The organism is Rhizobacter sp. Root1221 (assembly GCF_001425785.1).
GTDB lineage: Bacteria > Pseudomonadota > Gammaproteobacteria > Burkholderiales > Burkholderiaceae_C > Rhizobacter.
In genome coordinates this window covers 320,853-333,930 of the sequence record NZ_LMDI01000012.1, presented here as the reverse complement: position 1 = coordinate 333,930, position 13,078 = coordinate 320,853, and the positions used below count along the sequence as shown (strand labels likewise).

The following is a 13,078-nucleotide window of genomic DNA, read 5'->3' as shown; positions in this document are numbered from 1 at the left end:
CGAGGACCCATGGCCACCATTCTTGTTGTTGATGACGAACTGGGCATCCGCGCCCTGCTTTCGGAGATCCTGACCGACGAGGGTCACAGCGTCGAGCTGGCGGAAAACGCAGCGCAGGCCCGGGCCTGCCGGGAACGGGTGCGTCCCGACCTCGTGCTGCTGGACATCTGGATGCCCGATGTCGACGGCATCACGCTGTTGAAGGAGTGGGGCGCCACGTCGCTGCTCACGATGCCCGTGATCATGATGTCGGGCCACGGCACCATCGACACCGCCGTGGAGGCCACGAAGGTGGGCGCCGTCGCGTTCCTCGAGAAACCGATCACGCTGCAGAAGCTGCTGCGCGCCGTGGAGCAGGCGCTCGCCAAGCCCGCACCGCGTCCGCAACCCGGCCCGGCCAGCCCGCAACCCCTCACCACCCGGCTCGATGGCCTGGTGACCATCGAATCCGCGCTGGCCCCCGCCAACTCGCTGCCGCTGTCCACGCTGCCCATCGGCCCCCAGAGCGAGCAGGTGTTCGAACTCGACCGCCCGCTGCGTGAGGCCCGCGACGCCTTCGAGAAAAGCTACTTCGAGTTCCACCTGTCGAAGGAAAACGGCAGCATGACCCGGGTGGCCGAGAAGACCGGCCTCGAGCGCACGCACCTCTACCGCAAGCTCAAGCAACTGGGCGTGGATCTCTCTCGCAACAAACGTAGCGGCGGGCTCTGAAAACAGGCTATACTCTCAGGCTCTTGGCCAAGTAGCTCAGTTGGTAGAGCAGCGGATTGAAAATCCGCGTGTCGGTGGTTCGATTCCGCCCTTGGCCACCAAGATCGTCATAGAAAGCCCCGTGCACGCAAGTGCCCGGGGCTTTTCTACATCCGCTCGTCGATCAGCCGCCCTTCATGGCGAACCGGCCTGACTTGAACACGGTACTGACGCGGATCCCATGCCGGCCGACCTCCCAGGCGAGGGCCTTGCTGATCAGGTATGGTGCTTCACAGTTCGTCACAGCAGCGCCGCTCCGCGGTGAATCGCCATATGAAAAAATTTGCGTTGTGCGCAGCCCTCTGGGCCGTCGTGTCGGGCCCCGCGTGGGCGGACATCCGCATCGGGCAGACTGCCGGGCAGACCGGCGCCGTGTCGGCCAGCGTGCTCGATGCCAACCAGGGCGCCAAGCTCTACTTCGACGCCGTCAACGCCCGCGGCGGTGTCCATGGCGAGAAGATCCAGCTGATCTCTCTCGACGACAAGTTCGATCCGAAGCTGGCGGCCGACAACGCCCGCCAGCTGATCGACCAGGGGGTGATCGCGCTGTTCCTGAACCGCGGCACGCCGCACTCGCAAGCAATCATGCCGCTGCTGGCCGAGCACAAGGTGCCGCTCGTGGGGCCGTGCACCGGCTCGATGGTGCTGCACAACCCGGTGCACCCCTGGTTATTCAACGTGCGGGCCCCCTACCGGCGTGAAGCCGAACGGGCCATCGCCCACCTGAGCCTCATCGGCGTGGACCGCATCGCCATCGTGCACGTGGACGACTCGTTCGGTACCGACGCCGTTGGTGGTGCGCTCAAGGGCCTCACCGCCGTCAACAAGCAGCCGCTCGCGCTCGAGAAGTACGACCGCAGCAAACCCGACTTCGGCCCCATCATGCCGAAGATCGTCGCCACCGACCCGCAGGCCGTGATGTTCATCGGCTCGGGCACCGCGGTGGTGGACGGCATGAAGGCGCTGCGCGCTGCCGGCTCGCGGGCGCAGATGGTCACGCTGTCGAACAACGCGTCGTCCGGCTTCATCAAGGACCTGGGCCCCGTGGCCCGCGGCGTGATCGTGAGCCAGGTGTTCCCGTACGAGCGTTCCATCGCGTCCCCCCTGGTGAAGGAGGCCATGGAACTCGCCAAGGCCGCGAAGGTGGAACTGACCCCCAGCGTGATCGAGGGGTACGTGTCGGCCAAGGTGCTTGTGGAAGGCCTGCGCCGCGCGAGCCCGCAACCCACGCGCGACAAGCTGCGCCGCGCGCTGGAAACGATCAACCACTACGACCTGGGCGGCCTGGAGCTGACCTTCAGCCCCACCGACCACACGGGCCTCGACTACGCCGACCTCTCGATCGTGGGGCCGGACGGCCGCTTCCAGCGTTGAGGCCCTGCCTGCCGTCAGGCTGATCCGACATGGATTCCCGTCACCCGCCCGGGTGACGGGGTGGTGCGGCCGCCTTCAGGCCTTGGCGAGCGCAGCGATCTCGGCGTCACCCAGCGCGCCGTTGTAGATGCGCAGGTCCTGCAGCTGCCCGTTGAAGCTGGGGTCGGCGCCGTACTGTGAACGGCCGAGCCAGGCGTTGGGTGTGTTGCCGAGCTGGTACGGCGTGACGACGATGCCGCTGCCCTCGCCGACCTGCACGCCGTCCACGTAGAGCTTGCCGACGGTGCCCGACAGCTTGACCGTCACGTGCACCCAGCGCCCGGTGGGCAGCGCCTCGGTCGAGACAACGTTCTGCTCGCCGTAGAACTGGCTCCGCGTGGCGGTGAACCGCAGCTTGCCGCCCGAGTCGCGCGGGATCAACGCCATGTAGGCGATGTCGCTCGTGCCGAAGTCGAAGATGCGCGTGTTGGTCGCGGCCGCGCTCCAGTACACCCACACGGCGATCGTGAAGTCGGAGACCTGGGCCAGCGCGTCGGCCGGCAGCGCCACGTGCGCGCCCTTCGTGTCCAGCAACAGGGCGTTGCCACCATTGCGGCCGGTGCCCCAGCGCGCCCCGCCGGCCAGCGTGCCGTGCCGCGCCCGGCTCGTGGTGTCGGTGGCGGCCGTGCCGCTCCCGGCATTCAGCGGCCACAGCCCCAGCAGCTCTGGCGACGTGGCGGCACGTGCCACGCTCGAGGGCTGGCTCTCGCCGGCGTCCCCGACCGACGTGACGACGTAGTACCAGGCCCCCGCACCGGGGTTGTCCTCATGGGTGCGCGGGTCGGTGACCGTGGCGATGGTGGAGAACGGGCCGCTGGCCGAGCTGCCGCGCTTGACGTTGTAGCTGCTCGCCCGCGCACTGCCCCACCAGGACAGCACCACGCGGCCGGCGATGACGTTGGCGGCCAACCCGCTCGGCGCGATCAGGTCCTTGTAGGGGTCGCGGCTGTAGGGCAGCGTGCCGAACCCGGGTTCGTCACCGACCCAATCCAGCTTCTCGGGCCGCAACGACGCCGCGATCCGGGCGACGTAGGGCGTGGAGAGGCCCTTGCGGTTGGCGTAGTGGTTGTAGATCGCTTCCCAGGCGGGGCGTGCATTCGGACCGTCGGTGGCCGCGGCCGTGAACGTGCCCTTGTTGGTGGAGTACGGTGTGAACGGCACGATGTAGCGCACGCCCGAGGCATCGCTCAGGTTGGCCTTGGCCACATACTCCGCCCCGGCGAGCAGGCGGTTGTTCCACAGGCCATAGAGGTCGTCCCCCTGGTTCCAGGCCATCTCGCTCAACATGCTGCCGAGCGAGATGCCCAGCGTGGTGTGGCCCATGTCGCGCGGGCTCTCCTGCCATTGGCCCATGTGGCCGGGGTGCACGTAGTGGACGGCGTGCGGCAGCGAACCGTTGCCGCGCCCGGTCTTGTAGTAGGCGATGGCTTCGGCGTAGAGGTCGGCGCGGTCGCAGAAGATGCCGATGGCCAGGATGCCGCAGATCGCCTGCAGGTCCCAGTTGGCCCAGTGGTTGGTGATCTTCGAGCCGGCGTGGTTGACCAGGAAGCCGCTGATCCACGGATAGAAGAGATCCACCAGCATCTTCTGGAAGCGCGCGAGGTCGGCGGCGGCCCACCCCGGGTAGGTGCGCATGATCTCGCCGGCGTTGGCCCACTGGTAGCCATAGAGGCCCGCGGCGAGAATCTGGTCGTTGTTGCCGGTCAGCACCTTCATGGTCGAGGACCAGGCGTTCAGGTAGGTCACCGCCAGGTCGGCGTAGGCGGTGTCGCCCGAGACCTTCCAGCGCAGCGCGAACTGGTAGGCGCGCTGCATGTCCTCGACCATCGCACGGTGGTTCTCACCGGTGCCGCCGCGGATCACGGTCTCGAGCGGCGTGGGGGCCCGGCCGAGCTGGGCGCGGCCACTGCGCGTGAGCGCCCCCCAGGCATCGGCCCAGGGCTGCTCGCCCTTGGCGATCTTGTCGCGCATGCGGGTGAAGTCGGCCTCGGTATGCAGCAGGCCGGGGTGGGCGAAGGTGCGGGCACTCGTGCCAGCCGCAGCCGGCTTGGCTTCTTCGAGGAGGGCCGTTCCCTCCGCGGTGTCGGAGGAGGTGCTGGCCCCGGTCCCGGTCTCGCTTGCCACCCCACCGCCACCACCGCCGCAGGCCGCCAGCGTCGTCAACAGGGGCACCGTGCTCAGGCCCCGCAGCAGCAGCCGGCGCTCGGGGGCATCCGGCGCGTCGCTGGCGGCAGCGACGGTGTGGCGTTCGTTGGTCATCGGGACTCCTTCGTACTTCGTGATTCCTGTGGCTCGGGATTCTGCCGCAAAGGCGGGGCCCACCTCGGCCGGCGACCTGCCGTCGCAGTGTCGGCCGGCTCGATGGACCTCACCCTCGTCGTCAGTTGGTCAACTTGCACGCTGCAACGCGGTTGACGCCGACGACACCCCCTCCGTTGCTGTGTGCCCAGAGCACGTCGCCGTTGGACGCGGTGGTCATGTCCTGGAACTGATCGATGTTCAGGGACGTTGCCACGGGGCCTTCGAGCACGGCACCGGTGGTGGCATCGGCTACCGCCAGCACCAGGCGTCCGGAGGCCTTCCAGCCCATCAGCAACTTGCCGGTGCCGTAGGCGGCCATGTAGGGCCGGAACGGATAGGCGTTGTCCAGTGACGTGGCGGCCGTGATGGTGCGCTGTTGCAGCAAGGCCGAGCCGTTGCTCGGGGCCTTGGCCAGCCGCAGGGAGAGGTTGCCGTTGTCGGACTGGATGTAGTTGATCCAGAAACCATCGCTGGCAGGCACCATGCCGCCCAGGGCGCGGGTCGCGGGGTCGGTGTCGCCCAGCCACTGCAGGTAGCTGGGTGCCGCGGTGGGCGTGGACAAGCGTCCCACTTGCATCGCATTGGGGAAACCGTCGCCGTGGCAGGCGGCCGCCCATTGCTTGCCATCGTAGGCCGTGCGCACCGACCAGCTGTGGCTGCACCCCCAGTCCCACCCGCCGGAAAGCAGGGCACCGTTGGCGAGGTCGACGAACTTGAGCGTGTCGCCCGCGTGGATGTCGACCTCGCCGGCCACGTTGGGGCGGGCGGTGGACATCGCCGACCGGTAGTAGACCGCGATCTTCGAGCCATCGGTGGCCAGCCGCGCCGTATGGCCGTACCACCAGATGAACTGCGCGCCGTCACTGTCGGCGTTGCCCTTCTTGGTCAGCGTGGTGCGCGTGAGCGGGTTGCCGTTGGCGTCCAGCCGAACCAGGTCCATCTTGCCGCACACGTTGTTGTTCGGCGTGCTGCTGCCTTGGCAGTACTTGGGCGAGTAGATGTCGGGGTCGTTGGCCACGACCGCCAGGGCGATGCCATTGGAGGTGGCCAATGCGGCGTGGACCTCGAGGCCGGCCACGCCGGGCAGCGTGCGATTGAGTGCGTCCTTGGAGGTCAGCGTGGCCATGCGCACGCTCCGGGCGGCGCTGTCGGTCCAGGCCAGGACGGACGTGCCGTCGGCGCGCGGGGCAATCACCGACGGGGTGTACTCGTCGCTCGGCGAGACGCTGCCGCCCACGGCAACGCTGGTCGTGCGAACACGTTGCGCCAGGGGGTCGCAGGCTGCTGGCGCTGGCGCTGGCGCTGGCGCTGGCGCAGGCGCAGGTGCAGGTGCAGGTGCAGGTGCAGGTGCAGGTGCAGGTGCAGGTGCCGGGCCGATCGCGCATGCCTTCTTCTTGCCGGGAATCGGGTCGCCGAAGGTGGCGTTGGTGCACGCGACATTGCCTGACAGGGTCTTGATGTTCCACTTGTCCTGGGCCCCATAGGAGACCTGCCGCGAGCTCGCGCCAACGGCGCAGGTGGCGCGTTCGTTGGCACACTTCGCAAAGCCGCTCGGCCAATCGGCGGCGAACGCCGGAACTGCACTTCCACACAGTAGGGCCGTGGCGGTACCGGCGATCAGGGTCTTGCGATGCGTGCGCTTCATGTCTTCCTCTGACAGTTGTCGTGGCGGGTGGGTGCTCTTCTTGCCGGCACGCCCGTGGTGCGGGAGGCCAGGCCGCGATCATGGGGGCCACACGGGGCGATCGTCATGACCGATCCATGAGGAGGCCGTGTTGCACTGTGTCGATACGTTGTCCGCGGTGTCGCGGTGTGGTGCCCGCGATCCGTCACAGAACGGTCGTTGGCCCCTGGCGGTCCCGCTGTGATCGGTGTCGTCGCGGGCGGGTGGCGCCGGTTCCGAGCGGGCGACTCGGAACACGTTGTCACACCTTCACTCGGCATCCACGCCGTCCACCACAAAGGCGTGGTGGCCAGAGGCGTGCAAGGACTCGTCCAGCAGGTTGGCCTGCGTGGACTTGCCGGCACCCGACAGGGGCGCTCCTCGTTCGTCGGGTCGCGGAAACGGAATGTCATGCGAAGGCCGGACGCGGGCGCGATGGGGGACAACCGGCGTCGCGCCGGCTCGCTCCGCCAGGTCTCCCCGAAGGGGCTCATGGCGTCACAGGTGTCGAGGCCGTTTCGCGTAGCCCCCTGTCACAGGGTCAGCGACAACGAATCGACCACGTGGACTCGGGCCCCACCTCGTGGAACTGCTCGTTGAATCGCAGCGCCAACGGACGGGCACCGGCCGAGGTGTGCAGCGTGAGTTCCTTTCCCTGCAACTGCACCGTCACCCAATGGCCCGCCAGGCACACCCGCACCGAGACCCGGTCGAGCGCATCGGGCGGCCGCGGCCGCAGGCGCAGTCCATCGGCCTCGGGCTGGAGACCGAGGTAGTGGCGCAGCAGCACGTCCCATACGCCCCCCATCGCACCGAACGAGAGGCCATCGTCGAGCGCCGGACGTTCGTTCTGCGGGGCATGCAAGGCCACATGGAAGTTCGCCCACGAGGCGGCCGGGTCCACGGCCGCCAACACACCGGCGCGAACCACACGGGACACGGCCGTGGCCGGCGCGCTTGCGGCGATGTGGTGGTGCACGGTGCGCGCGTACCAGCCGGCGGCCGGTCGGCCACCCGCGTGGGCGATCAGGTCGTTGGCACCGTCCTCACCCAGCAGGTGCAGCAGCATCAGGGTGTCAGCGCCGTCCCCGCCGGGCAGCGCGAGCACCCCGCCGGTGTGCCATGGCACGGTGACGCTGCGGCTGAGGTCGTGCCACAGCGCCGGTTCGTGCGCCTGCAGTTGCACGCGGGCGCACAGCCGCGACCACGCGGCTTCGTCGAGGTGGTCGCGCAGGCCGGCGGCACAACGCAACGCCCAGGCTGCCACCAGGGAACGCTCGGACGCGGCACGGTCGGCCCAGAACCGGGCGGCGGCCACCAGCACATCGCCGGAGGCATGTTCGAGCAGCGCGCGGTCGCGGGTGGCAAGGTGGTGCCGCCAGGCGGCCATGGGCGCAGCGCCATGCCACGGCCGCGCCGACTGGGGCCCCAGGCGCCGGGCGCGGTGGTTCAGCAGTTCGCGGGCCAGGGCGGGCAGGTGCAGGCTGTAGAACGGCAGCGCCATCGTTTCGTCCCAGGCATCGTGGCCGGGGGCGCCGTCGGGCGCGGACCAGGCCGGCAGGCCCACGTCGCGCCCCACCGAGAGCGGAGACACCGCCTGCAGCAGGTGGAAGGCGTTGAAGCGGCAGGCGCGTTCCAGCGGCACGTCCTGCGGTGCCGACACCTGGACTCGCGACCACAGGCCCTGCCAAGCCGCACGGTGCCGTTCGAGTTCCGGGTCGAACGCGGGCACCGTGACCGGCGCGACGCCGGCATCGACCACCGTCATTGCCACGTCGATGCACACGGCCGCGCCGGGCGGCAGCTCGACGCGCCGCTGCTGGTAGCTCTGGTCGTGGTCGTGGGCCCGGCCCGCCTGGCGGCACGGCGCGCCGGAGGTGCGCAGGCTCACGTCCACGCGCAGGGCCTGGCCGGCACCGGGGCCCGTCACACGCACAGCCAGGCCGTCGTCGGGCAGCAGGTCGTGCACGTCATGGGGCTCGCCGCCATGGGCCCACGCTGGATGATGGGCCGCCTGCCGCTGCGCGCGCAGGTCCAGCAGCGAGCGGACCACGATGGGGCCGGACCAGTTCTGCGGTGTCAGTTCCCAGCGGAGCAACACCACGTGCGCGTGCGCCAGGCTCACGAGGCGGGTCTCGCGCCACAGCGTCTGCCTGCCGGCATCGTCCTGGACCAGCGCTTCGCGCACGGCGACGCCCTCGGACAGCCGCAGGCGGTGTTCGCAACGCAGGAATTGGTCGGGCCGGGGCCGGAACCACGCCGCCTCGCCGTCGTGGCGCCAGCTCAACGCGAGGCCATTCGGCAAATCGATCAGGCGGCCTCCGGCAAAAAAGCACACGGGGTCAGACGGCCCCTCGTGCCCGAACGCCACCTCGGGGTCGACCGCGAGCACGAACAGCACCCCGTTGCCCAGGCCGAAGGACAGGGTGCGCGACGCGGCGTCGGCGCGGTCACCCGGGGCGATGCTCACCTCATCGGCGGCCGTCGCGTCAGCGCCGGCCATGGAACCTCCACGGGGCAGACGGGGCAACGGAGGTGAGGGTGGCCAACGGGAGGAGGTGGGGCATGGGCAGCGAAGGGCAACGGGATGAGCCCGTCTCGGCAATCGGTGTTCCCAGTGGCCCACGGCTGCTCAGAAAACTCTGGGCTTCGGGCGCGAGGCCATCGAAAATGCAACGCATGATGCACACCCCGTCTCCGCACACCGATCCCGCCGCGTTCCTGCGCGCGCTGTACGACACGGCCGTCTCCCGCGCACTGCCCGCGGACGTCACCGCGGCCTACCTGCCCGCGCCGCCGAAGGGCCGCACGCTGGTGCTGGGCGCCGGCAAGGCCGGCGGTGCCATGGCCCACGCCGTGGATTCCCTGTGGCCGCAGCATGCGCCTCTTTCCGGTCTGGTGGTGACCCGCTACGACCATGTCCCCCCTGCCTACCGGGCCGCTCCGGGGCGCATCGAGGTGGTGGAGGCGGCGCACCCGGTGCCCGACGCCGCCGGCCGCGACGCGGCCGCGCGCGTCGTGGCGCTCACCCACGGCCTGACGGCAGACGACCTGGTGCTCTGCCTGATCTCCGGCGGTGGCTCGGCGCTGCTGTCGCTGCCGGCCGCCGGCGTGTCACTCGAAGACAAGCAGGCCATCAACAAGGCGCTGCTCAAGAGCGGGGCGGCCATCGACGAGATGAACTGCGTGCGCAAGCACCTGTCGGCCATCAAGGGCGGGCGGCTCGCGGCGATGTGCGCGCCCGCACGCGTGGTCACGCTGCTGATCAGCGACGTGCCCGGTGACGCGCCCGAAGTGATCGCCAGCGGCCCCACGGTGCCCGACACCACCACGTGCGCCGACGCCCTCGCCATCCTCGCGCGCTACGGCATCGACGTGCCGCCGGCGGCGCGCGCGGGGCTCGAGTCCGGCGCGTTCGAGACGCCGAAGCCGGGTGACCCGTGTTTCGACGGCCACACGGTGCACATGATCGCCACGCCCCAGGAGTCGCTGGAGGCCGCGGCAGCGGCCGCGCGGGCGGCGGGCATCGAGGCTCACGTCCTGTCGGACGAGATCGAGGGCGAGTCGCGCGAAGTGGGCAAGGTGCATGCGGCCCTGGCGCGCGCGGTGGCGCGCCGCGGGCAGCCGTTCGCCAAACCCTGCGTGCTGCTGAGCGGCGGTGAAACCACCGTGACCGTGAAAGCCAAGGGGGGCCGAGGCGGGCGTGCCACCGAGTTCCTGCTGGGCTGCGCCGTCGCGCTGCAGGGAGAACCCGGCGTGTACGTGCTGGCCGCCGACACCGACGGCATCGACGGCATCGAGGACAACGCCGGCGCCCTCGTCACGCCCGACACCCTCGCCCGCGCCGCCGCGCTCGGCCTGAAGGCCGACGAGCACCTCGACCGCAACGACGCCTACAACTTCTTCAAGCCCCTCGGCGACCTGGTCGTGCCCGGCCCCACGTTCACGAACGTGAACGACTTCCGCGCACTCCTGATCCTCTGATCCCCGTTCACCCACGCCATTGAAAAGGCCCGCACGAAGCGGGCCTTTTGCCGAACAGAACAGATCAGGCGAGCAAAGCGAAGCCGCAGATCAAGCTACCGCCGAGCCCGGGTCCCCCGGGCGACCGCGGGCGCCCCTTGGGGGCAGGAGCGAAGCGACTGGGGGGCCTTATTTCAAGACGAGATTCGGCAACCACATCGAGAAGCCCGGCACGTAGGTCACCAGCATCAGCGCCAGGATCAGCGCGCCGTAGAACGGCCAGATCGTGCGCATCACCGTGCCCACCGACACCCCCCCGATGGCACACCCGATGAACTGGGTGGTACCCACGGGCGGCGTGTTCAGGCCCAGCGCGCAGTTGATCAGCATCACGATGCCGAACTGCTCGGTGCTCATGCCGAACTGCTGGCAGATGGGCAGGAAGATCGGCGTGCAGATCAGGATCGTGGCGGCCATGTCGAGGAACGTGCCCAGCACGAACAGGATCACGTTGACGGCCAGGAAGATGACCCACGGGGTGGTGGAGAGGTTCGACAAGGCAGTGCCCGTCATCTCCGCCACGCCATACAGGCCGATCAGGTACCCGAACATCGACGAAATGCCGATCAGCAGCAGCACCACGCCGGTGGTCTTCACCGCCTTGGCAGCCGAGCGGATGAACTGTTCCATGGTCAGCGTGCGGTAGGCAATGACCGTGAGCAGCAGCGCCCACAGCACGGCGACTGCAGCCGATTCGGTGGCGGTGAACGCCCCCGACAGGATGCCCGCGATGATGATCACCACCACGAACAGGCCCGGCAGCGCCTGGCCGAACGACTTGGCCACGATGGCCCAGCCCGGGAATTCACCGGCCGGGTAACCGCGCTTGACCGCCACCAGGTACGCCGCGCCCAGGTTGCACAGGGTCAGCAGGATGGCCGGCAGGACACCCGCCAGGATCAGCGTCGAGATGCTCGCCTTGCCGCTCGCGGCGAGCGCGAAGATGATCAGGTTGTGGCTGGTGGGCATCAGGGCGCCCACGAGCGAGGCGTGGGTTGTCACGTTGACGGCGTAGTCAGCGTGGTAGCCCTCTTTTTTCATCTGGGGGATCAGCACCGCGCCCATGGCCGACACGTCGGCCACCGGCGAACCGGAGACACCACCGAACAGCGTGCAGGCCACGACGTTGCTCATGCCGAGACCACCTCGCACATGGCCCATCAGGCTCTTGGCCAGCGCGATGATGCGGTCGGCAATGCCGCCGTACATCATGATTTCACCGGCAAAGATGAAGAACGGGATCGCGAGGAACGAGAACGGGTTCATCCCGGAGATCATCTGCTGGAAGCCCACCGCGAGCGGCAAGCCTTCATACAGGATGGTCGCGAGCGACGAGAGGCCGATCGAGAACGCGACCGGAACGCCCAGCAGCAGCAGCAGGGCGAACGTGATGCAGAGAATTGTCAGTGCCATGCGGGCTCAACCTCGGTGCCACGCACGAGCGCAACAATGTGTTCAAACGAAAAGAGTGCGATGAGGACGCCGGCCAACGATGCCGGCAAGTACCTGAACGCCTCGGAAATGCCCAGCGTGGGCAGCTTGTACGCCATGACCGACTCGGCCAGGATGCCGCACTGCCACGCCATGACCACGCCGAAGACCAGCACCAGCGCGTGGATCAGGATCTCGAGTTTCAGGCGCAGCCACTCGGGGGCCAGCACCAGGAACGACTCGAGGCCGATGTGGCCGGCGTCATGGACGCCCACTGCCACACCGAGCATCGTCACGTACAGCACGAGCAGGATCGCGATGGTCTCCGCCCACGTGGGTGTGTCGTTCATGATGTAACGACCGAAGACCTGGTACAGCACCGCAATCACCAGCAGCACCATGCCGACCACGCCGATGTTCAAGCAGGTTTTCGCGATGAAACTGCAAGTTCGCGTGAACAGGTTGGGCGGCGGAGACGCGGTCATTGGAGCTACCAGGGAATGCGATGCGACGGTCATTTCGTGGCCTGCACCCGTGCGACCATGGCCTTCAGCTTCGGATCCTGAAGGTACTTGTCATACACCGGCCTCATCGCCGACTGGAACGATGCCTTGTCCACTTCGACGATCTGGACGCCAGCGGCCTTGACGGTCGCGAGCGACTTCTCTTCACGCTCGTCCCACAGCTTGCGCATGTAGCCGACCGATTCCTTGGCGGACTCGCGGAAGATCTTCTGCTCGTCGGGGGTCAGCGTGTCCCAGATCTTCTTCGAGAACAACAGGATCTCGGGGGCCATCGAGTGTTCGGTCTTCGAGAAGTACTTCGCCACTTCGAAGTGACGCGAGCTCTCGTAGCTCGGGTAGTTGTTCTCGGCGGCGTCGATCAGGCCGGTCTTCAGTGCGGTGTAGACCTCACCGAAGGGCATCGGCGTGGCGTTGGCGCCCATGGCCTCGAGCAGCGAGACCCACAGGTCGGATTGCTGCACGCGCACCTTCAGGCCCTTCGTGTCAGCGATGGTCTTGATGGGCTTCTTGACGGAGTAGATCGAACGGGCGCCGCTGTCGTAGAACGCGAGGCCGATGAAGCCCTGGGCCGCGCAGGCCTTCAGGATCTCGTCGCCGATGGGGCCGTCGAGGACGTGCCGCATGTGCTCCTTGCTGTTGAAGAGGAACGGCATCGTCGGCACGGTGGTTTCCGGGCAGATGTTGTTCATCGGCGCCACGTTGACGCGGGTCATGGCCAGCGCGCCCAGCTTGGTCTGCTCGATGGTGTCCTTCTCGATGCCCAGGGCGGACTTCGCATACACCTTGATGGTGTGCTTGCCGTTCGTGCGCTTCGCAACGAGTTCACCCATGTGGCGGACCGCCAGCACGGTGGGGTAGTCGTCAGGGTGGATGTCCGACGAACGGAACTCGGTGGCGCTGGCCAACGAGCCGACGCAAGCCAGCGCGGCGGCGAGGACGCCGGTACGCAGGCGCAGGGTGATGTTTTTCATGC

The 13,078-nt window shown here is 68.4% G+C and carries 9 protein-coding genes and 1 tRNA gene; 4 read left to right on the top strand and 6 right to left on the bottom strand.

What is annotated here, in order from left to right:
* Nucleotides 1-9: 9 nt before the first annotated feature.
* The 3 genes from ASC87_RS11355 to ASC87_RS11345 all read left to right on the top strand — a co-directional run bounded on the left by ASC87_RS11355 (nt 10) and on the right by ASC87_RS11345 (nt 2,124).
* Complete coding sequence (locus ASC87_RS11355; RefSeq protein ID WP_056661067.1) at nt 10-711, top strand: response regulator; 702 nt, start codon at nt 10-12, stop codon at nt 709-711.
* Nucleotides 712-736: 25 nt separating this feature from the next.
* A tRNA-Phe gene (locus tag ASC87_RS11350) sits at nt 737-812 on the top strand.
* Nucleotides 813-1,023: 211 nt separating this feature from the next.
* Nucleotides 1,024-2,124 carry an ABC transporter substrate-binding protein gene (locus tag ASC87_RS11345; RefSeq protein ID WP_056661065.1) on the top strand — a complete coding sequence of 367 codons (1,101 nt, stop codon included), beginning with the start codon at nt 1,024-1,026 and terminating at the stop codon, nt 2,122-2,124.
* A gap of 75 nt (nt 2,125-2,199) precedes the next feature.
* Here the strand turns inward: ASC87_RS11345 and ASC87_RS11340 are convergent, their stop codons facing one another.
* From ASC87_RS11340 to ASC87_RS11330, 3 genes are all read right to left on the bottom strand, one after another.
* Nucleotides 2,200-4,422: a LamG-like jellyroll fold domain-containing protein gene (locus ASC87_RS11340; RefSeq protein ID WP_056661062.1), complete on the bottom strand. Its 2,223-nt coding sequence runs from the start codon at nt 4,420-4,422 to the stop codon at nt 2,200-2,202.
* A 121-nt stretch (nt 4,423-4,543) separates the two neighbouring features.
* Nucleotides 4,544-6,109 carry a hypothetical protein gene (locus ASC87_RS11335; protein WP_235582139.1) on the bottom strand — a complete coding sequence of 522 codons (1,566 nt, stop codon included), beginning with the start codon at nt 6,107-6,109 and terminating at the stop codon, nt 4,544-4,546.
* A gap of 559 nt (nt 6,110-6,668) precedes the next feature.
* Nucleotides 6,669-8,630 carry a glycosyl hydrolase family 65 protein gene (locus tag ASC87_RS11330; RefSeq protein WP_056661060.1) on the bottom strand — a complete coding sequence of 654 codons (1,962 nt, stop codon included), beginning with the start codon at nt 8,628-8,630 and terminating at the stop codon, nt 6,669-6,671.
* Between the two features lie 176 nt (nt 8,631-8,806).
* Between ASC87_RS11330 and ASC87_RS11325 the strand changes: the two genes are divergently transcribed.
* Nucleotides 8,807-10,111 (top strand): glycerate kinase, encoded by a 1,305-nt coding sequence (locus ASC87_RS11325; RefSeq protein ID WP_056661283.1) that lies wholly within the window; start codon nt 8,807-8,809, stop codon nt 10,109-10,111.
* A 168-nt stretch (nt 10,112-10,279) separates the two neighbouring features.
* Here the strand turns inward: ASC87_RS11325 and ASC87_RS11320 are convergent, their stop codons facing one another.
* The 3 genes from ASC87_RS11320 to ASC87_RS11310 all read right to left on the bottom strand — a co-directional run bounded on the left by ASC87_RS11320 (nt 10,280) and on the right by ASC87_RS11310 (nt 13,076).
* Entirely contained in the window at nt 10,280-11,563 is a 1,284-nt protein-coding gene (locus tag ASC87_RS11320) for a TRAP transporter large permease (protein WP_056661057.1), read from the bottom strand.
* Complete coding sequence (locus ASC87_RS11315) at nt 11,554-11,982, bottom strand: TRAP transporter small permease (RefSeq protein WP_369820755.1); 429 nt, start codon at nt 11,980-11,982, stop codon at nt 11,554-11,556. The genes ASC87_RS11320 and ASC87_RS11315 overlap by 10 nt, the downstream gene beginning before the upstream one ends.
* A gap of 113 nt (nt 11,983-12,095) precedes the next feature.
* Nucleotides 12,096-13,076, bottom strand: coding sequence for a TRAP transporter substrate-binding protein (locus ASC87_RS11310; RefSeq protein WP_056661054.1), 981 nt, complete (start codon nt 13,074-13,076; stop codon nt 12,096-12,098).
* Nucleotides 13,077-13,078: the final 2 nt, after the last annotated feature.